13 protein-coding genes are annotated in these 19,679 nt (G+C 71.3%); 6 read left to right on the forward strand and 7 right to left on the reverse strand.

Annotated features, from left to right (window positions below; all coding sequences use genetic code 11):
- Positions 1-443 precede the first annotated feature (443 nt).
- Both ACIBTU_RS13705 and ACIBTU_RS13710 read left to right on the forward strand, forming a co-directional pair.
- Positions 444-1,745, forward strand: coding sequence for an enolase C-terminal domain-like protein (locus tag ACIBTU_RS13705; RefSeq protein WP_399126571.1), 1,302 nt, complete (start codon positions 444-446; stop codon positions 1,743-1,745).
- Between the two features lie 104 nt (positions 1,746-1,849).
- Positions 1,850-3,172, forward strand: a complete 1,323-nt coding sequence (locus ACIBTU_RS13710; RefSeq protein WP_399126267.1) for a gluconate:H+ symporter — start codon at positions 1,850-1,852, stop codon at positions 3,170-3,172.
- 71 nt (positions 3,173-3,243) lie between these two features.
- On the opposite strand, the gene ACIBTU_RS13715 is transcribed toward ACIBTU_RS13710, so the two are convergent.
- Together ACIBTU_RS13715 and ACIBTU_RS13720 are read right to left on the reverse strand one after the other, a co-directional pair.
- Positions 3,244-3,537: a hypothetical protein gene (locus ACIBTU_RS13715; RefSeq protein WP_399126268.1), complete on the reverse strand. Its 294-nt coding sequence runs from the start codon at positions 3,535-3,537 to the stop codon at positions 3,244-3,246.
- Positions 3,534-3,860 (reverse strand): hypothetical protein, encoded by a 327-nt coding sequence (locus tag ACIBTU_RS13720; RefSeq protein WP_399126269.1) that lies wholly within the window; start codon positions 3,858-3,860, stop codon positions 3,534-3,536. The genes ACIBTU_RS13715 and ACIBTU_RS13720 overlap by 4 nt, the downstream gene beginning before the upstream one ends.
- Before the next feature lie 137 nt (positions 3,861-3,997).
- Between ACIBTU_RS13720 and ACIBTU_RS13725 the strand changes: the two genes are divergently transcribed.
- Positions 3,998-7,270, forward strand: coding sequence for an AfsR/SARP family transcriptional regulator (locus ACIBTU_RS13725; RefSeq protein ID WP_399126270.1), 3,273 nt, complete (start codon positions 3,998-4,000; stop codon positions 7,268-7,270).
- Between the two features lie 46 nt (positions 7,271-7,316).
- Here the strand turns inward: ACIBTU_RS13725 and ACIBTU_RS13730 are convergent, their stop codons facing one another.
- The 3 genes from ACIBTU_RS13730 to ACIBTU_RS13740 form a co-directional block, all read right to left on the reverse strand.
- Complete coding sequence (locus tag ACIBTU_RS13730) at positions 7,317-8,696, reverse strand: hypothetical protein (protein WP_399126271.1); 1,380 nt, start codon at positions 8,694-8,696, stop codon at positions 7,317-7,319.
- A gap of 125 nt (positions 8,697-8,821) precedes the next feature.
- Positions 8,822-12,112, reverse strand: coding sequence for an AAA domain-containing protein (locus tag ACIBTU_RS13735; RefSeq protein ID WP_399126272.1), 3,291 nt, complete (start codon positions 12,110-12,112; stop codon positions 8,822-8,824).
- A gap of 142 nt (positions 12,113-12,254) precedes the next feature.
- Positions 12,255-13,415 carry a magnesium and cobalt transport protein CorA gene (locus ACIBTU_RS13740; protein ID WP_399126273.1) on the reverse strand — a complete coding sequence of 387 codons (1,161 nt, stop codon included), beginning with the start codon at positions 13,413-13,415 and terminating at the stop codon, positions 12,255-12,257.
- Between the two features lie 113 nt (positions 13,416-13,528).
- On the opposite strand from ACIBTU_RS13740, the gene ACIBTU_RS13745 reads away from it, so the two are divergent.
- Complete coding sequence (locus tag ACIBTU_RS13745) at positions 13,529-14,629, forward strand: winged helix DNA-binding domain-containing protein (RefSeq protein WP_399126274.1); 1,101 nt, start codon at positions 13,529-13,531, stop codon at positions 14,627-14,629.
- A gap of 69 nt (positions 14,630-14,698) precedes the next feature.
- On the opposite strand, the gene ACIBTU_RS13750 is transcribed toward ACIBTU_RS13745, so the two are convergent.
- Together ACIBTU_RS13750 and ACIBTU_RS13755 are read right to left on the reverse strand one after the other, a co-directional pair.
- Positions 14,699-15,307, reverse strand: a complete 609-nt coding sequence (locus ACIBTU_RS13750; protein ID WP_399126572.1) for a LysE family translocator — start codon at positions 15,305-15,307, stop codon at positions 14,699-14,701.
- 66 nt (positions 15,308-15,373) lie between these two features.
- On the reverse strand, positions 15,374-16,207 hold the full coding sequence (locus tag ACIBTU_RS13755) for a response regulator transcription factor (protein WP_399126276.1): 834 nt from the start codon (positions 16,205-16,207) through the stop codon (positions 15,374-15,376).
- 156 nt (positions 16,208-16,363) lie between these two features.
- Here ACIBTU_RS13755 and ACIBTU_RS13760 point away from each other — a divergent pair, with 156 nt between their 5' ends.
- Entirely contained in the window at positions 16,364-18,049 is a 1,686-nt protein-coding gene (locus ACIBTU_RS13760; RefSeq protein ID WP_399126277.1) for an AMP-binding protein, read from the forward strand.
- Positions 18,046-19,653: an AMP-binding protein gene (locus tag ACIBTU_RS13765; protein ID WP_399126278.1), complete on the forward strand. Its 1,608-nt coding sequence runs from the start codon at positions 18,046-18,048 to the stop codon at positions 19,651-19,653. The genes ACIBTU_RS13760 and ACIBTU_RS13765 overlap by 4 nt, the downstream gene beginning before the upstream one ends.
- Positions 19,654-19,679: the final 26 nt, after the last annotated feature.

Genomic DNA, 19,679 nt, shown 5'->3' on the forward strand with positions numbered 1-19,679 from the left:
GAAGTGTGCGACTAGCTCTGTACGCCCCCCGGGAGGCCCCCGCCTCCCGCATGTGACATCCCGGCTATTTCAGCGCTGCGGACAGCGCCCGGACCTATAGATCATCACTTGTCGCTTCATGTCCGATCTGTAGAAGCAGGGTCAATCTAGACCATCGGGACGGGCTTGGTGGGGTGATGTGTGGAAAATGTGGAGAAGCTTTGAGACGGAAAATGACGCCTGTTGACCACGGTGACGGAACCGCGTGAAAGTTGTCCCCGTCAGGCGGGCGCCGGTGATGCGTCCCGGGTATCGCAGGATTCCAAAATGGTGTTGGACCTGCATCGCAGCGAGCTCCTAACGTTCCGGCCAGCAAGGAAAGGCATGCCTGCCGCACCCCTTCTGAAAGGCGCCGCCCCGTGAACGCTCCCGCCCCGCACTCCGGAACGCCCGTCGTCGCCTCGATGCGGGTCGTCCCGGTCGCCGGCCAGGACAGCATGCTGCTGAACCTCAGCGGCGCCCACGCCCCGTACTTCACCCGGAACCTGGTGATCCTCACCGACTCCGACGGTCGCACGGGCGTCGGCGAGGTCCCCGGCGGCGAGGCCATCCGCGGCACCCTCGACGAGGCGCGCGACCTCGTGGTGGGCCGGCCCGTGGGCGACCCGCGGGCCGTGCTCCGGGCGATACGCGAGCGGTTCGGCGACCGGGACGCGGGCGGCCGCGGCGCGCAGACCTTCGACCTGCGCGTCACCGTCCACGCGGTCACCGCCGTCGAGGCGGCCCTGCTCGACCTGCTCGGCCAGTACCTGGAGGTACCGGTCGCCGCCCTGCTCGGCGAGGGGGTGCAGCGCACCAGCGTCCCCGTCCTCGGCTACCTCTTCTACGTCGGTGACCGCCGCCGCACCGACCTCCCCTACCGCGACGAGTCGACCGTGCGGGACGACTGGGAGCGGCTGCGCAGCGAGGAGGCCCTCACCCCCGAGGCCGTCGTCGCGCTCGCCGAAGCAGCTCAACTGCGGTACGGATTCCAGGACTTCAAGCTCAAGGGCGGCGTCCTGGACGGGCGCGCCGAGGCCGAGGCGGTCACCGCGCTCGCCGAGCGCTTCCCCGACGCGCGGATCACCCTCGACCCCAACGGCGGCTGGCTGCTCGACGAGGCCATCGCCATCGGCCGCTCCCTGCGCGACGTCCTCGCGTACGCCGAGGATCCGTGCGGCGCGGAGGGCGGCTACAGCGGGCGCGAGGTGATGGCCGAATTCCGTCGGGCGACCGGTCTGCGGACCGCCACGAACATGATCGCCACGGACTGGCGGCAGTTGGGCCACGCCGTGAAGGCCGACGCCGTCGACATCCCGCTCGCCGACCCGCACTTCTGGACCATGAGCGGTTCGGTGCGCGTGGCCCAGCTGTGCGAGGCCTGGGGTCTCACGTGGGGTTCGCACTCCAACAACCACTTCGACGTGTCCCTCGCGATGTTCACGCAGGTCGCCGCCGCCGCGCCCGGCGACATCACCGCCATCGACACCCACTGGATCTGGCAGGACGGCCAGCGCCTGACGCGCGAGCCCCTGCCGATCGAGGGCGGCGCCATCGCCCTGCCCGAACGCCCGGGCCTGGGCGTCGAGTTGGACCTCGACCAGGTCGAGGCCGCCCATCAGCTCTACCTGTCTCTGGGACTCGGCGGCCGGGACGACGCCGCCGGTATGCGGTACCTGATCCCCGGCTGGACCTTCGACGCCAAGCGTCCCGCCCTCGTGCGCTGACGCCCCCTCACCCGCCGTCCGCGGCGCGACGCGTCACCTGACGCCGCGCCGCCGTCCGGCATGCCCGGAACCGGCCGAGCCGACCTGCCGTAGGAGAACCGAACATGCCCCTGCTCGTCGTGGCGCTCAGTGTTGTGGCGCTGCTGTTCCTGATGACCAAGGTGAGGCTCAACGGCTTCATCGCCCTGCTGCTCGTCGCCACCGCCGTCGCGGTCGTCCAGGGCATCGGACTGACCGAGATATCCGACGTCCTGGAGACCGGCATCGGGGACCAGCTCTCCGGCACCCTCCCGGTGATCGGACTCGGCGCGATGGTCGGGCGGGTGATGGGCGACGCCGGCGCCGCCCAGCGCATCGCCTCGAAGCTGACGCAGGCGTTCGGCGACCGGTGGGTGCAGGTGGCCATGGTGGTCACCGCGATGCTCATCGGCGTCACCATGTTCTACGAGGTCGCCTTCGTCATCATCGTCCCCGTCGCCTTCACCCTGGTCCGCGTCACCGGAAAGAACCTGCTGTGGATCGGCCTGCCGATGTCCATCGCGCTCTCCACGATGCACAGCTTCCTGCCACCGCACCCCGGGCCCACCGCCGTCGCCGAGATGTTCGACGCCTCCGTCGGCAAGACGCTCTTCGTCGGCCTGTTCATCGCCGTCCCGGCCGGCGCCCTGATCGCCCTCGTGTGGCCCCGGCTGCCGTTCGTCCGCCGCATGAACCCCTCGATCCCCACCGGGCTCGTCACCGAGCGCGTCTTCGAGGAGGACGAGCTGCCCGGCACCGCCTGGTCCCTCACCGTGGCGCTGCTCCCCGTCGTCCTCATCGCCGGCGCGGCCGTCGCCGAGATGTCCCTCGACGACCACGCCCCGGGCATGGGCGTGATCAAGTTCGCCGGTTCCCCCGAGTTCGCGCTGCTGCTCACCCTGCTGCTCGCCATGTACGTCTTCGGCCCCCGCGTCGGCCGCTCCCTGAAGGACCTCGCCACCTCCTGCGCCGACGCCGCCAAGTCCATGGCGATGATCATGCTGGTCATCGCGGCCGGCGGCGCCTACAAGAACGTCCTCGTCGAAGGCGGCATCTCCGACTACATCAAGGACACCACCGCCCACTGGTCCGTCTCCCCGCTCCTCCTCGCCTGGCTCATCGCCGTCATCCTGCGCATCGCCCTCGGCTCCGCCACGGTCGCCGTCTCCACCGCCGCCGGCATCGTCGCCCCCATGGTCGCCGGCAGCGGCACGTCCCCCGAACTGATGGTCCTGGCCGTCTCCTGCGGCTCGATCGCCTTCTCCCACGTCAACGACCCCGGCTTCTGGATGTTCAAGGAGTACTTCAACCTCTCGGTCCCGGACGCCCTCAAGGCCCGCACCACGTACACGACGGTGCTGGCGCTGCTGGGGCTGGGTGGGGTGCTGGCGTTGAACGCGGTGATGTGAGCGGGGCTGCAGAGCGGTGGCCCTGCGCGCGGTCTCCGGACCGCGCGCAGGGCCCTCGTCCGTGCGTGCCGTCAGTCGTGGTTGTTGCTGTCCGCCTGACGCCTCGCCTCTTCACGCTGCTTCCGGAAGTAGTCGTCCTTCCGCTTCCGGGCGCGCCGGCGCTGCGCCTCCTCCGCCTCCGCCCGCTTCATCCGCTCCGACTCGTCCCGCTGTTGCTCTTGCTTCTTCTTCCCCATCGTCACCTCCGTGATCGCCGGGTCCCGCGCCGCTTCCCCGACCCGGTCGTCTCTCAGCAGCGCGGCCGGCCCCGAGAGCACGGCCGCTCCCGCCAGTCCGACCCAGACCATCACCCTCGTACGGTTCATTCCGCCTCCTCCGGCGCCCCGACGGCGGCGGGGCCCGGACGGCGGCGGTCCGCGCGGAGCACGGCGCGGGCCGCTTCGAGGACCTCCTCGTCCATCCGCAGCCCGGATTCCAGGACCCGTACCAGCCGGGTCCGCCACACGTCCGGGTCCGTCTCGTACGCGTCCAGGACCCGGCCGCCGTATCCTGCGTCCGCCGGTTCCAGCCGGTCGCGGACCGCCTCTCGCAGCGCGGCGTGCAGGTCGCGGAGGCCGCCGGAGACACCGGTGAGTCCCTCCGCCGCACCCGTGGCCAACGCGGTGACCACCAACTCCACCTCGGTCACGCTGACTCCCGTTCGGTCGTGCCGGTCGTGCCGGTCGTGCCGGTTGTGCGATGCCGTGCCACCACCGTGCCCCGGTGTGCTGCAATGCCGATGAATTTTCGATGAGTCGGACGACATGACGACCGGAGGCCCTCGCGGTGGACAGCACAACTCCCCGGCCCCTGCGGATCGAGGTCCTCGGGCCGCTGCGGGCCTGGCGGGGCACGACACCGCTGGAGCCGGGGCCGATCAAGCGGCAGGCGGTGCTGTCCGCGCTGCTGCTGCGCCACGGGGCCGCGGTCGGTCACGAGAGGCTGATCGACGCGGTCTGGGGCTCCCGCCCGCCCGCGGGAGGCCGCGGCGTCCTGCCGACCCACGTCAACTCCCTGCGCAGGGCGCTCGATCCGCCCGGCACCACCCCGGCACGATCGGTGATCCGCAGCGGCAAGGGCTGGTACCGCTTCGCCGCCGAGGAGGTCCGGCTCGACACCACGGACCTGGAGGAGCTCGGCGCCGAGGCGATGCGCACCCTTGCTTCGGGAGACCTCGCCGGCGCGGCGGACCAGTTGTCCGCCGCCATCGGACTGTTCCGCGGCGAGCCCCTGGCCGGGCTGCCGGGACCGTTCGCACGGGAGGAGCGCGGCCGCTGGGAGGAGCGGCGGCGCACACTCCGGCTGGAGCGGCTCAAGTGCCTTGTGCTGACCGGGCGTTGCGCCGAAGTGCTCGACGAACTCGGCGCCGTGCCGGCCGCCGATGAACGCTACGACGAATCGCTGGCGGCCCTGCGGATACGAGCCCTGTACGGCTGCGGCCGGCAGGCGCAGGCACTGAACGCCTTCACCGATCTGCGGGTCCGCCTGCGGGACGAGCTCGGCGCCGACCCGGGCCAGGAACTGCGCCGGGTCCACGAGGCGGTGCTGCGCCACGACGACGCCTTCCTCCTGCACCCGGCGACCCCCACGCCGGCGGTCGGGCGCCCGGCCGGCGTGCCGGCACCCGCCGAACTCCCGCACGATGTCGCCGGGTTCGTCGGACGGGCCGAGGAACTCGACGAGCTCGACGCCCTGTTCCGGTCCGAGGCGGGCCGGAGTCCGGCCGGTGCGGTCGTCGTCTCCGCGATCGGCGGCGCCGCCGGCATCGGCAAGACCGCGCTGGCCGTGCACTGGGCGCACCGGGCCCGCGACCGCTTCCCCGACGGCCAGCTCTACATCAACCTGCACGGCTTCGACCCCGACCGGCCGCCCCTCGACCCCGGCGAGGCCCTCGGACTGCTCCTGCGCAGCCTCGGCGTCGCCGCCTCCGAGATCCCCTCACGGCTCGAGGCCCAGGGACGTGTCTACCGGACCCTGCTCGCCGGCCGGCGCCTGCTCGTCCTGCTGGACAACGCCGCCTCGGCCGAGCAGGTGCGCCCGCTGCTGCCGGGCAGTTCGGCGTGCCGCGTCGTCGTCACCAGCCGCAACCGCCTGGGCGGCCTCGTCGCCGAGGACGGCGCCCGGGCCCTGCCCCTGGACCTTCTCCGGCCGCCCGAGGCCCTGGCGCTGCTGGTCAGGACCCTCGGCGCGGACCGGGTCGCCGCCGACGAGCCCGCGGCCGCCGAACTGATCCGGCGATGCGGCGGCCTCCCGCTGGCCCTGCGACTGGCCGCGGCACGCCTGTCGGGGGACCCGGGGCTGAGCCTCGCCGACCTGGTGGCCGAGATGACCGAGGGGGAGCGGCTCGCGGCCCTGGAGCCGGACGACGACTCCGACTCCCCGCTGCGGACCGCCTTCTCCGTGTCCTACCAGGTCCTGGCCCCCGCGGCCCGCCGCCTCTTCCGCCTGCTCGGACTCTTCCCCGGCACCGAGTTCACCGCCGAGACCGCGGCGGCCCTGACCGACGCGCCCCTGCCGCAGGCCCGGCGCCTGCTCGGCACGCTGGCCGCCGCCCACCTGGTCGAGCCCGTGAAGGCGGGCCGGTACCGGTTCCACGACCTGCTGCGCGAGTACGCGCGGGAGACGGCGCGGACGCGGGAGACGGCGGCCGGACGCGCGGCCGCGACGGACCGGCTCCTGCTCTGGTACCTGCACGCGGTGCGGGCCGTCGCGGGTACCTGGCTCTTCCCGGACCTGCCCCCCGATCTCGCCGACAGCGACCGGCCCGACCTGAGGCCCCCCACGGACTCCGCCCGATGGCTCGAGGAGGAGCAGGGAAATCTGCCCCTCCTGATCCACCACGCGGCCCAGCACGGCCCGCGCCCCGTCGCCTGGCACCTGGCCAACGCGCTGTTCGGCTACTTCTTCCTGCGGCTGCCCCGGGCGGCCTGGCACGCCACCGCGCAGGCGGCGCTCGCCGCGGCGACGGCGGCGGACGACGGTCCCGGCCAGGCGACCCTGCACATCCACTTGGGGGTGATCCTGGCCGACCGGGGCGACCTCGGGCAGGCACTGGAGCGCCACTCCCGCGCCCACGAGATCAGCAGGGAGATCGGCTGGGAGACGGGCGAGGCGGCGGCCATCGGCGGCCGGGGCCAGGCGGAGTGGTACCTGGCGCGCCTGGACAGCGCGCACGAGAACACGGCGACCGCCCTGCGCATGAGCCGTGCCCTCGCGAACCCCTACCTCGAGACGTTGGGGCTGATCGTCACCGGTCTGGCCTGCCGGGACCTGGGCCGGCTGGACGAGGCCGCGACCCACCTCGAACGAGCCGTGGCCCTGAGCGACGAGATCAAGTGGTGGGACAACACCCTCGCCCTGCAGAATCTCGGCTGGGTGTACTGGGAACTCGGCCGTCTGACCGACGGCTTCGAGGTCGTCACGTCCGCGGGCCCCGGCGAGGAGACCGGCACGCGCCGTCACGTCCGCGCGGCGGGACTCGACACGGCGGCGAGGATCAACCTGACCCTGGGCCGGTTCCACGAGGCGCTGGACCAGTCCACCCGCGCGTACGCGCAGGCGCAGCGCGAGGGCCGCCGCTGGCAGCAGGCCAGCATCCTCACCACCATGGCCGCGGCCCACCGGGAACTGGCCCACCTCGACCGGTCGTTCCAGCTCGAGACGGAGGCCCTCGCCGTGGCCCGCGCATCGGGACACGCCCGCCCGGAGGCCGACAGCCTCCTCGGCCTCGCCCTGACCCTCACCGAGATGGGCCGCCTCGACGAGGCCCGCACCCACGCGGACCAGGCCCTGACCCTGGCCCGCGCCCGCCGCTTCCGCGTCGTCGAGGGCCAGGCCCTCACGGCCCTGTGCGCGATCGCCGCATCGTCGGACGCACCCCCCGAGGCGATCGAGCTGGGCGAGAAGGCCCTGTCCATCCACCGCGAGACCGGCCACCGCCCGGGCGAGGCCCGCACCCTCTGCCTCCTTGCCGATGCCCACGAGAAGACCGACAGTGCCGCCGCCGAGTCCATGAGGCGCCAGGCGCGGGACATCCTCGCGGACATAGGAGTGATCTGAACCTGGTCAGCCACTCGCGCCCCGGCCGGGTGGCTGACCGGAGGCTCTACTTCAGCAGAATGCGCAAGGCCATGGCGGTGCCGTCCCTGCCGAAGGAAGCGGGTCCCCAGTCCGGGGCGGTGGTTCCGCTGGGCAGGGAGCCGCGCAGGTCGTACACGCGGCGCCGGTACGCCTCGACCTCGCCCTCGACCAGGAGGCCGTACAACTCCTCGGCCATTCCGGAGAACGCTTCGACTCGAGTCTGGTTGAGGCGGAACACCTGGTCGGTTCCGACGAACCATGTGGAGCCGATCTTGTGTCTGGCGTCCCGGACACTGGACGATCCGGCGAATGTCCTCAGCTTGTAGTGCTTGTGGCCCTGCCTGTCGGTCAGGTACTGGGCGATCTCCGGACCTGCACCGGCGAAAGCGAGTTGGCCGGCGGCGCCGGTGCGGGCAAGTAGCTGACCGTACCAACCGACGTCCTTGCGGGGGATGAGGAAGCCGTCCCCGACCTCGTCCCTTCGACCGGGGGTGCGGGGACGCCGGACGGCGCCGACGTACGTCGGGTTTCTTTCCGACAGCAGGGCGTCGGCACTCGTGCGTCCTGTGGCAGGCCTCGCCGGTATGAGCCCTTCGCCCGGCGTTTGGAGAGCGTTGACGGCAATACCTTCGCTCGCAACCAGTTCGGTGGACATCAGGAGACACGGTGTGGTGTTCCACTCGGCAAGATGGAACTGTTCGGCGCGTTCGCTGCCCCTGGCCAGTTGCTGGAACGCCGAGCGGTCGGCCTTTCCGGTGCGCTTGGTGGCAACCTGATGGTTGCCGTTGACGGTCACGGCGAAGACGTGGGAAGGCTCGCCCGGGTGCCACGCCTCGATGAAGAAGTCAGGTCGTGGCCTTGCGCCCAGGGAGGGACGTGGTCCGGAGCGCGCGAAGGCCGCGAGCAGCACGGCTTCCGCGTCCAGCGTTGAAACCACATGCTCGGGAAAGCGGTTCTGGACGGTGCGTTCAGCGGCAGCGAGTCCGAAGGCCCGCCCCAGCTCCCTTGCCTGCATGGCTCGGTAGGAGAGTTCGGGGCTCTGTCCCTCTTCGGTGAGCGCCAGGTACCCGTTGGCACCGGTGGACAGGGCCTGGCAGTACTTGAGGCCTTGCCAGTGCTCGGCCAGCCCCCGGCCGCGGCCCTGACGGGCCAGGGTGGAGGCTCGCGCGAAGGCCGCGAGTAACTCCCAGGGCGAGAGGACGAGATCCCGTTGATCGTCGCCCCTCAGCGGCGTGACGCCGGGCTTGCGTTCACGAGGCGCCTGTTCGGCATGCTTGCGTGCATGCCGGCGGTCGATGGCGGCGGCCGCCTTGTCCACGTCTGCGACCAAGGTGGAGGTCGAGTTGACGTGGACGCGCTGGCGATGGCTCAGCCGGCTGAGAACCTGTTCTGTGGATGCTGACATGGTTCGGGACCGTACGAACGAGGGGGCGGGCGCACGCAAGTATGCATCGGCGCGGGCCTCGACCGACCAGCGCAGCCATATCGACCGCGGTGAGCGTCTGCGTGCCGTACCTGGCCGTCAAGCGCTCACCGTCGACCGTTGCCGAGCTGGATGTCCAGATTCCAGGCGTTGCTTCTGCCGTTCGGCCCTGTCTTGCAGGTCGTGTCGTAGCAGCGCCAGAACCAGGTGCCGTTCTTGCGACGACGCAGCTCGATGCTGGTACCGCCACAGCGGGCGCACTTCGGCGGCTTGGCGAATTCCTCCGAGTGCTCGTGCTGCAGCATTCTGCGAGCGAAGCAGCCGCCGCGCATCGTCAGCATGACCTCACGGGTCCAGGACTGCGACAGCGCGTTGAGGCTCCCGATCATCACGGTCTGTTCGTCGATCACCACGATCTTCTGGTGCATGACATTGACGCGGATGACCGTGTCGACGACGGCCTGAAGGTCCGCGATCAGGCTCTGATTGGCCGACCGGCCCTGGACCTGATCGGTGTCGTCGCGGATGAACACGGTCACGCGCACACCGCGTTGGGCCGCGTCGCGCAGGAGGGGCAGGATGCTGCGCACACGGTTGGCCACCCACGGCGCCCACAGCCACACGGACACGCGGGCACTACGGATCTCCTCCTCGAAGGTGCTGAAGAAGGCCAGCTCGTCGTCGACAGTGGATACTTCGACGTGGCGAGCCAGGACATCGGCGAGATCCGCTCCGAATGCGCCGAGATCTCGGGTGGGCTCGCTCGGCGGAGTGATGAGGTGGCTGGCACGTAGCCGCCGCACCCCGGGTGTGCCGACCAAGGAGGCCAGGTGAGTGAACACCTTTCCGTCTTTCGCCGAGCTGATGCGCTCCCAGCTGCCGATGACGTAGAGGCGGGTTCGCACGCGGGTGGCCGCGACGTTGAACAGGCGTACACCGTCCTGTAACCAGTCGGAGGCGCCTGAGCCGTGGTGCGCGAGGGACATCCATAAGTCCCTGCCGTACTCGCCCTCGACCGTGTCGAAGACGACGACGGGGAACTCCCGACCCTGGAAGCGGTGCGCCGTACCCACTTCCGCCAGCGGGCCACCGTCCTTCTCCACGTCGCGCAGGGCCTCCAGTGTCGCGTTCGCCTGGGAACCATAAGGCGTGACGATTCCCGTCTCCTCGCCCCGGTCGCGGTGGTACTCCACCAAGGCTCTGGCGATGAGGGATCCGGCCGGCCACCAACCGCTGCGGCTTCCGGTCAGGTGCGCCCTCGCCAGTTCGTGGAGGCCGTCGGTGTCGACGATGACGATTTCGGGATCGTCCGGTGGCCGTGGAGCCGTAACCTGCCCGCCACCCTCAAGCATGCCGCCGTATGCGAGGGAGTTCGCCAGCCTCATCACGGCCGGACCGAAGCGGTGTTGCTCGGACAGGGCGATGCAGGCCGGATGGCGCAGTGCGTCATCCGGGTCCCGAATGCCGCAGTGCTGGAAGACATCAGGGAGCAGCCAGCGCTTGACATCGGGCCGGTCCAGGTCTTTGAGTTGCGACTCGATGACTGGACCGAGCTGCATGAAATCACCGAGCAGTACGGCGGTGCGGGTCGCTCTTGCTGTCGCGAGGATGACCTCGGGCAGCGTCGCCGCGCCTGCTTCGTCGACCAGTACGACGTCGTACGGCCCCTCGAACACAGCCTTGTTCGTGCGGAATCGAGCAAGGGTGGTGGCTACCAGCTTGGCGTTCCTGATGATCTCGCCCTGGGCATTGCGGGCGAGTCGTTCGTACTCCTGCTGGGTCTCTCGGAACTGGTCTTCAAGCGCGCCTCGCTCAGCAGCATCGGCTTCCACCTGAGGACGCAGGCGCTCGGCGGCGGCGTATCTGGCAGGCCAGTCGTGCTGGTCGGCGAGGGTGGTGAGGGCCCCTGCCTCCTGCGCGCGGAGCACCGCCTGCTCCAGGTCGTCGGCTTCCTGCCGACGTGCGGCCACAAGGCCGAGCGCCGACGTGTAGGCAGAACGAGCAGAGGTGAGTTCCCGCTCCAAGGCTTTGATCTGCTGGGGCGTGAGGGTGATGCCGGCGATCAGCTTTGTCAGCTGGGCTTCCACTGCGGTCACGTAGGTATCCGCCGTGATGCGAGCGGTCTGTGCAGCACTGCGTTCGCGTTCGGTGTCGTCATGGGCGAGGGCTATCCGCTCGATGAGCTCCTGCCGCTTCTCCCGGGCACGCCACCTGGCCACACGGCGCTGGGCATGCAGTTGCTCCAGCTCCTCCTGCAGACCCCGGAGGTGGTCCTCCGCCATCAGAGCGTCGGCCTCTTTGCGTTCTGCCGCCTTGAGGACGCGCGACTGCTGCTTGCGCAGGCGGTCGACCTCGCTCCACCCCCGGCGAGCATCCTCCGCCGCGCTGCTGCGTCGCTCGGCCGCCACCACTGCCGACCGTGCGGTATCCCGTGCCGCGACGGCGTCTTTCACGAGTGGCGTGACCGTGGCTGCCCGGTCCTGCAAGGAGGCAGGGTCCTGGCCTGAGGCACCCAGCAATGTGAGAGCGGCAAAATACGCAGGCGGATCGAAGCGCACGAGCGCCGCGTCCAGAGAAGCCAGTTCCGCGGCACGGGCCCGGATGCCCACCAGCTCCGCCTCGACCCGGCTCCGGCGTTCGGCCGCTTCCGTGAGGCGCTCGCGGATCATGAGCGGCAGGGACACCTCAGGGTTGTCGGCCACCTCCGGTAGCTGCGGAGGGCCTACGCGGACGATGTCACCGGGATTGTGCCGGTTCTCCTTAACCACACCTGATAGGGCGTTGTCGACGGCGATGTTGGTGGCCGAGACCAGCAAGACCCGCTCGCCTCGAGCGATCAGATCTCCGATGGCTCGCTTGAGCACGGTGGTCTTGCCGGTACCGGGTGGGCCCCAGACCAGGTGGACGCCCTCGCCGAGACATGCGCGGTAGGCATCTGCCTGGGCGGGATGGAATCCCGGAGGGTCGAGGTCCGGTGACGACGTACCGCCGATGGAGCCGGTGGCCAAGGCGCTCGCCAGCGGAGCTTCTCCGATCCCGGTGATGCCGTCACGCAGAGCCTCGACGAGGAAGGTCGGCGGCTGCTTGAGCACCCACAGGTGAGGATCCGTCACATCGGCGAACTCGGCGACCTTCAACGTGAGCAAGGAACCGTTCTGTACGGTCTCCCCGACAGAGAAACCCTCGGCCTCGATGCCGTCGGGTTCCCGGCCGGCGAGCCTCAGCGTGTCCAGCTGGTCCGGTGCGATCTCCCAGCCGCGTGTGTCTACCGAGTACCAGCCCGCCTCACCGGTGCGGATCGCGCGCCCGATGCGCTGCCAGCGTGGTCGCTTCCCGGTGCCGCCCATGCTCGCGACCAGCTCCCCCAACGCGGTAGAGATCTCCTCGCGCCATCCCACCTGTTGTCGCCTCCCCCGTCACGTTCTTCGACGGGTTCCGGCACCGGTGGTCGGTCCGTCGACAGCTTCCGCCTCTGTCTTGCCCCGACGTGATCGATTGATGTCCGGGGCGACGGACCTGCCTACCTGGACTCACCCGCCGTCACAGCCACCCCCGCCGCTTGAAGATCACGTACAGGCTGACGCAGACCACCCCCATCAGCCCGATCGCGAACGGATACCCGAACCCCCACCCCAGCTCTGGCATGTTGTCGAAGTTCATGCCGTAGATGGTGCCTACGAGCGTGGGGGCGAACAGGATGGCCGCCCACGCCGAGATCTTCTTGATCTCCTCGTTCTGCTCGAAGCCCGCCTCCGCCATCGCCTTCATCTCCGCGTTCTGCTGCTGCGTGACGAGCGTCGCGTTCACCGTCAGGATGTCGGCGAGGGCCTGGCGGAAGCCGTCGACGCGTTCGCTGGTGTGGGTGACGTGGTCGGCGACGTCGCGCAGATAGCGCTGGAGTTCCTCGTCCGTGCCGTACTTCGCGAAGCCCGCCATCAGGCCGTGCAGCATGCCGATGAGGGGGCGGGTCGCGCGCTGGAACTCGACCATCTCGCGGGAGAGTTCGTAGATGCGGCGGGAGACCTCGGGGGCGCCGGAGAAGACCTCGGTCTCGATCTCGTCGATGTCGTTCTGGACGCCGTCGACGACCGGCGCGTAGCCGTCGACCACCGCGTCCAGGATCGCGTACAGGACCGCCTCCGGGCCGAGCCGCAGCAGGTCGGGGCTGGCCTCCATGCGGCGGCGGACGGAGGAGAGGTCGGGGGCCGCGCCGTGCCGGACCGTGATGAGGAAGTCGGGTCCGACGAAGACGTGCAGTTCGCCGAAGTCGACCTCCTCGGGCGCGTCGAGGTAGCGGGCGGCCCGCAGGACCACGAACAGGGTCTCGCCGTAGCGCTCCAGCTTGGGGCGCTGGTGTGCTTCGAGGGCGTCCTCGACGGCGAGTTCGTGCAGGTCGAACTCGGCGGCCAGCGACTTGAGTTCGGCCTCGGTCGGGCGGGCCAGGCCGATCCACGCCATCGTGCGCGGACGCTCGCGCAGCTGGCGGTACGTGTCCGTCAGGGACTCGGGGCTCGCCACCCGGACCCCGTCGCGGTACAGCGCCGCGTGCACGACGGTGTCCGCCGGTTCGCGCGCCGGCGCCGGGGTGTCGGCGGGCGCGGGGGCCGGCCCCGCCGCCGGTTCCGGTGCCGCGCCGCGGCGCCAGGAGTACCGGCGCGCCCCGCCGCCGCCCTCGCCCGTCCGCCCCTGCCGTCGCGCCATGCCCGCTCCATCCGCCGCCGTCCGGTCCCCGGGCAGCGTAACCAGCGAAAGTGACCCGACCCGGCCGGTGCATCGAGGACACGTGCTGTCCTCGTTCCCGTTACGGTCCCCGTATGACGACGAAGCCGATCACCGCCCGCGCCCTGGGACGGGCCACCCTGGATCGCCAACTCCTGCTGCGGCGCGCCCCGATGACGGTCGAGGACGCCGTCACGCATCTGGTGGGGCTCCAGGCGCAGGAGGTGCGCCCGCCGTATCTCGCGCTCGCCGCCCGCCTCGACGGCTTCACCCCCGCCGCCCTGTCCGACGCCCTCGAACAGCGGCGGGTCGCCCGGCTCGTCACCCTGCGCTCGACCATCCATCTGCACACCGCCGACGACTGCATGACGCTGCGTCCGCTGGTGCAGGACGCGCGCGACCGGGAGCTGAAGATCTTCCGCAAGGGGCTCGTGGGGGTGGATCTCGAGCGGCTGAGGGCCCTGACCCGCCCCTACGTGGAGGAGGCGCCGCGCAGCCCGAAGGAGATCAGGGAGCGGCTCCTCCAGGAGTGGCCGGACGCGGACCCGCAGGCGCTCATGATCGCCGCGCGCTGCTCCCTGCCGCTGGTCCAGGTCACCCCGCGCGGCCTGTGGCGCCGCAGCGGCGGGGTGCGCCTGACGACCGCCGAGCACTGGCTGGACCGGGACGCCACCGAGCCGCCCGAGCCCGACGGGACGATCCTGCGCTACCTCGGCGCGTTCGGCCCCGCCTCCGTCAAGGACTTCCAGCAGTGGGCCGGGCTGACCCGCACCAAGCCGGCCTTCGAGCGGCTGCGGGACCGCCTCGTGACCTTCCGCGACGAGCACGGCGTCGAGCTGTTCGACCTGCCCGACGCGCCGCGCCCCGACGAGGACGTGCCCGCGCCGCCCCGGCTGCTCGCCGAGTTCGACAACCTGCTGCTCTCGCACGCCGACCGCACCCGAGTCGTGCACGCCGCGGACAAGGGGCTCAACTGGCAGGTCAACACGGCCTACCTGACCTTCCTCCTCGACGGCTTCCTCGCCGGCCTGTGGACCCTGAAGGAGTCCGCCGACGGCACCCGGATCACCCTGCAGCCCTTCGGCAGCCCGACCCGCGCCCAGCGCGAGGAACTCGTCGCCGAGGCCGAGCGCACCGCCGAAGTCCTGGAGGCCCCCGGTCCGGTCACCGTCGATTTCGGCACCGTCCGGACCTAGCCTGGGCACCCGCCCGCTCTCAGTCCGATTTCGGCACCGTACGCACCTAGCCCGGGCAGCCGCCCGCACTCAGTCCGCGCGGCCCGTCGCCGCCACCGTCACGCCGAGCCCGATCAGCGCGAAGCCGCCCGTCCCGCCGATCAGCGACAGGCGCCGGTCCGAGCGCGCGAACCAGTTCCGCGCGGCCGACGCCGTCAGCCCCCACAGGGTGTCCGTGACCAGGCCGATGCCGATCGGGATCAGCCCGAGCAGCAGCATCTGCGCGGGTACCTGGCCGGCCGCGTGGTCCACGAACTGCGGCAGCACCGCCGCGAAGAACACGATCCCCTTCGGATTCGTCACGCCGACCAGGGCCCCGTCGAGCAGCGTGCGCAGATCACCGCGCGCGGGACCGGCCGGGCCCTGGATGTCCGCCGCCTTCATCGCGTGCCGGTGCCGGAACGCCTGGATCCCCAGCCACACCAGATACGCGGCGCCGGCCAGCTTCACCGCGACGAACAGCGCCGCCGAGCGCTCGACCAGCGAGCCGATCCCCAGCGCCACCGCCACGACCAGCACATACGACCCGAACACATTGCCCAGGGCCGTCGCCACCGCCGTGCGCCGGCCGTGCGCGAGCGCCCGCCCGATCACGAACAGCACGCTCGGCCCCGGAATGACGATGACGAGCAGCGACATCGCCGCGAACGCCAGGATCCGGTCCGTCGACACCTCGGTACATCCCTTCAGATCGCAAGAGCGGAATCAGGGCAGCAGTCCCGCGCGGCGCGCGGCCACGACCGCCTCGCCCCGCGTGTGCGCCCCCAGCTTCCGCATCGCCGACCGCAGATAGCCCTTCACGGTCTCCGGGCGCAGGCCGAGCCTGTCGGCCGCCACCGCGTTCGTCGCGCCCGCCGCCACACAGGTGAGGACGTCCACCTCGCGCGGCGCGAGCACCACCGGCGCCTCCCGCTCCACCGGGGACGCCGCCGAGGCCAGTCTGCCGCACACCGCGAGCAGTTCGGCCCGCAGCGCCGGGTCCACGATCCTCGGCGCGAGGGCCCGCAGCGCGCCGTGCGCCTCGCGGACCTCCTCCCAGGCCCCCGGCCCCTCGGCCACCGGCGCCGCCGCCGCGGCCAGCAGGGAGTGCGCCTCGTCCCGTACGACGAGGGCCTGTTCCACGTCCCGCGCCGCCGCCACCGCCGCGCCGAGCGCCCGGTCGCCCAGCGGCTGGGCCGAGCGCAGCGCCCCGTACAGGACACCCCGCACCCGGCGGTGCACGACGACCGGGACCGCGAGGACCGAGCGCAGGCCCTCCGCCTCGACCGCGCCGTCGTACTCGTGGCTGATGTGCCGCGAGTCCCGGTAGTCGGTGACCGCGCAGGCCCGCGCCAGGCTCAGCGCCTTGCCGCCAAGACCGTTGCCCGCGACGATCGCGAGCCCGCGCAGCGCGTTCGTCGCCGCGCCGCTCAGCTCCGCGATCCGCACCTGCCCCGGCGTCGCGACGATCCCGCCGAACGCCACGGGCAGTCCCGTGCCCCGGCGCAGCCGCACCAGTGCGGCGCGTAGCTCGACCGCGTCGGCCGCCTCTGCGCTCACCGTCACCCTCCCAGGTCCTGTCCGGAGTTCCCTGCCGCCTTCACCCCCGTTCGGGGGTAGTGAGACCTGTGTCACGGACTACACGATGACGGGCACGGTCCGCAATGGCGCGGGACAAGAGCGACGGCGCGGGACAAGCGAACGACAGGAGCGCACATGACGACGGGAAACGGTCCCACGGAGCAGTTCCGCACGGCCCGCGACTTCCTGCTGGAGCACGCCCGCGACTACGAGTCCGCGTACGAGGGCTTCGCCTGGCCCCGCCCCGACCGCTTCAACTGGGCCCTCGACTGGTTCGACGCCATCGCCGACGGCAACGAGAAGACGGCCCTGCACATCGTGGAGGAGGCCGGCGACGAGGCCCGCTTCTCCTTCGACACCCTGCGCCGCCGCTCGAACCAGGTCGCGAACTGGCTGCGCGACCGGGGCGTCGGCGCCGGCGACCGCATCCTGCTCATGCTCGGCAACCAGGTCGAACTGTGGGAGGTGATGCTCGCCGCGATGAAGCTGCGCGCCGTCGTCATCCCCGCGACCCCGCTCCTCGGCCCCGCCGACCTCACCGACCGCGTCGAGCGCGGCCGCGCCCGGCACGTGATCGTGCGCCCCGAGGACGTCGCCAAGTTCGCCGAGGTGCCCGGCGACTACACCCGGACCGTCGTCGGCTCCCGGGCAGCGGACGAGGGCTGGTCCGCGTACGAGGACAGCGCGGGCGCCGAGGACACCTTCACGCCCGACGGGGAGACCCTTGCCGACGACGCGCTGCTGCTGTACTTCACCTCCGGCACGACGGCCCGCCCCAAGCTCGTCGAGCACACCCACGTCTCGTACCCGGTCGGCCACCTCGCCACCATGTACTGGATCGGCCTGCGCCCCGGCGACGTGCACCTCAACATCTCCTCGCCGGGCTGGGCCAAGCACGCCTGGTCCAACTTCTTCGCCCCGTGGAACGCCGAGGCGACCGTCTTCCTGTACAACTACACGCGCTTCGGCGCCGGGAAGCTGATGGCCGCGATGGACCGCGCGGGCGTCACCTCCTTCTGCGCCCCGCCCACCGTGTGGCGCATGCTCATCCAGGCCGACCTCACCCAGCTGCGCACCCCGCCCCGCGAGGTCGTCGCCGCGGGCGAGCCGCTCAACCCCGAGGTCATCGAGCAGGTCAAGCGGGCCTGGAACGTCACCATCCGGGATGGCTTCGGCCAGACCGAGACCGCGGTGCAGGTGTCCAACAGCCCCGGCCAGCTCCTCAAGTCCGGCTCCATGGGCCGCCCCAGCCCCGGCTTCAAGGTCGAGCTCCTCGACCCGGTCACCGGCGCGCCCGGCGCCGACGAGGGCGAGATCAGCCTCGACCTGTCCGCCCACCCCGTCGGCCTCATGGTCGGCTACCACGGCGACCCGGAGCGCACCGCCGAGGCCATGGCGGGCGGCTACTACCGCACCGGCGACATCGGCTCCCGCGACGCCGACGGCTACCTCACCTACGTGGGCCGCGCCGACGACGTCTTCAAGGCCAGCGACTACAAGATCAGCCCCTTCGAGCTGGAGAGCGCCCTCCTGGAGCACGAGGCGGTCGCCGAGGCGGCCGTCGTGCCCGCGCCGGACGAGCTGCGGCTCGCCGTCCCGAAGGCGTACGTCGTGCTCGCCGAGGGGTACGAGCCGGGCCCGGACACCGCGAAGCTCCTCTTCGAGCACTCCCGCGCCGTCCTCGCCCCGTACAAGCGGCTGCGCCGGATCGAGTTCGGCGAGCTGCCCAAGACCGTCTCCGGCAAGATCCGCCGGATCGAGCTGCGCGAGGCGACGGCCGCCGGGTCGTCCGCCGAGTACCGCGAGGAGGACTTCCGGTGACCGAACTGTCCTACGCGCACGGGGTCGCCGGGCAGCCGCTGCTCGGCGACACCATCGGCGCCAACCTCCAGCGCGCCGTGGCCGCCTTCCCGGAGCGTGAGGCGCTCGTCGACGTGCCGTCCGGCCGCCACTGGACGTACGCCGAACTGGGCGCCGACGTCGAACGCCTCGCCCTCGGCCTGCTCGCGCGCGGCCTCGGCAAGGGCGACCGGGTCGGCATCTGGGCGGTCAACTGCGCCGAGTGGGTCCTCGTCCAGTACGCCACCGCCCGCATCGGCGCGATCATGGTCAACATCAACCCGGCCTACCGCGCCCACGAGCTCGCGTACGTGCTCAAGCAGTCCGGCATCTCCCTCCTCGTCGCGTCGACCGGGCACAAGGGCACCGACTACCGCGAGCTGGTCCGCCAGGTCGCGGGGGAGTGCCCGGCGCTGCGCGAGCGGGTCTTCATCGGCGAGGACAGCTGGGACGCGCTCGTCGCGGCCGGCAGCGCCGTGGACAAGGCCCGGCTCGCCGCCCGCGAGGCCGAGCTGAGCTGCGACGACCCCATCAACATCCAGTACACCTCGGGCACCACCGGATTCCCGAAGGGCGCCACCCTCTCCCACCACAACATCCTGAACAACGGCTTCTGGGTGGGCGAGACCATCGCCTACACCGAGGAGGACCGGGTCTGTCTGCCCGTGCCCTTCTACCACTGCTTCGGCATGGTCATGGGCAACCTGGGCGCCACCTCGCACGGCGCCTGCATCGTCATCCCGGCGCCGTCCTTCGAACCGGCGGCGACCCTGCGCGCCGTCCAGGACGAGCGCTGCACCTCGCTGTACGGGGTGCCCACGATGTTCATCGCCGAGCTGAACCTGCCCGACTTCGCCTCCTACGACCTGAGCAGCCTGCGCACCGGCATCATGGCCGGCTCGCCCTGCCCGGTCGAGGTGATGAAGCGGGTCGTCGCCGAGATGCACATGGCGGAGGTGTCCATCTGCTACGGCATGACGGAGACCTCGCCGGTGTCGCTCCAGACCCGCCGCGACGACGACCTGGAGCGCCGCACCGGCACCGTCGGACGGGTCCTGCCGCACATCGAGGTCAAGGTCGTCGACCCGGTCACCGGCGTCACCCTGCCGCGCGGCGAGGCGGGCGAGCTGTGCACCCGCGGCTACAGCGTGATGCTCGGCTACTGGGAGGAGCCCGAGAAGACCGCCGAGGCCGTCGACGCGGGCCGCTGGATGCACACCGGCGACCTCGCGGTGCTCCGCGAGGACGGCTACGCGCAGATCGTCGGCCGCATCAAGGACATGATCATCCGCGGCGGCGAGAACGTCTATCCGCGCGAGATCGAGGAGTTCCTCTACGCGCACCCGAGGATCGCCGACGTCCAGGTGGTGGGCGTCCCCGACGAGAAGTACGGGGAGGAGGTCCTCGCCTGCGTCATCCTGCGCGACCCGGAGCAGGGGCTCACCCTCGACGAGTTGCGCGCGTACTGCAAGGACCGGCTGGCCCACTATAAGGTGCCGAGCCGGCTGCGGATCCTCGACTCGTTCCCGATGACGGTCAGCGGCAAGGTCCGCAAGATCGAACTCCGCGAGGGCTACGGCGAGTAGCTGCCGTACGGGCGTCGGTGCGGTGG

It is taken from the genome of Streptomyces sp. NPDC050145 (assembly GCF_044460245.1).
Lineage (GTDB): Bacteria > Actinomycetota > Actinomycetes > Streptomycetales > Streptomycetaceae > Streptomyces.

Bases quoted from the DNA above. Each gene is read 5' to 3' on its own strand.
- ACIBTU_RS13745 (WP_399126274.1), top strand. From the start codon at position 13,529: ATGACGACGAAGCCGATCACCGCCCGCGCCCTGGGACGGGCCACCCTG.
- ACIBTU_RS13760 (WP_399126277.1), top strand. From the start codon at position 16,364: ATGACGACGGGAAACGGTCCCACGGAGCAGTTCCGCACGGCCCGCGAC.
- ACIBTU_RS13740 (WP_399126273.1), bottom strand. From the start codon at position 13,415: ATGGCGCGACGGCAGGGGCGGACGGGCGAGGGCGGCGGCGGGGCGCGC.
- ACIBTU_RS13730 (WP_399126271.1), bottom strand. From the start codon at position 8,696: ATGTCAGCATCCACAGAACAGGTTCTCAGCCGGCTGAGCCATCGCCAG.
- ACIBTU_RS13750 (WP_399126572.1), bottom strand. From the start codon at position 15,307: ATGTCGCTGCTCGTCATCGTCATTCCGGGGCCGAGCGTGCTGTTCGTG.
- ACIBTU_RS13715 (WP_399126268.1), bottom strand. From the start codon at position 3,537: ATGAACCGTACGAGGGTGATGGTCTGGGTCGGACTGGCGGGAGCGGCC.
- ACIBTU_RS13705 (WP_399126571.1), top strand. From the start codon at position 444: ATGCGGGTCGTCCCGGTCGCCGGCCAGGACAGCATGCTGCTGAACCTC.
- ACIBTU_RS13710 (WP_399126267.1), top strand. From the start codon at position 1,850: ATGCCCCTGCTCGTCGTGGCGCTCAGTGTTGTGGCGCTGCTGTTCCTG.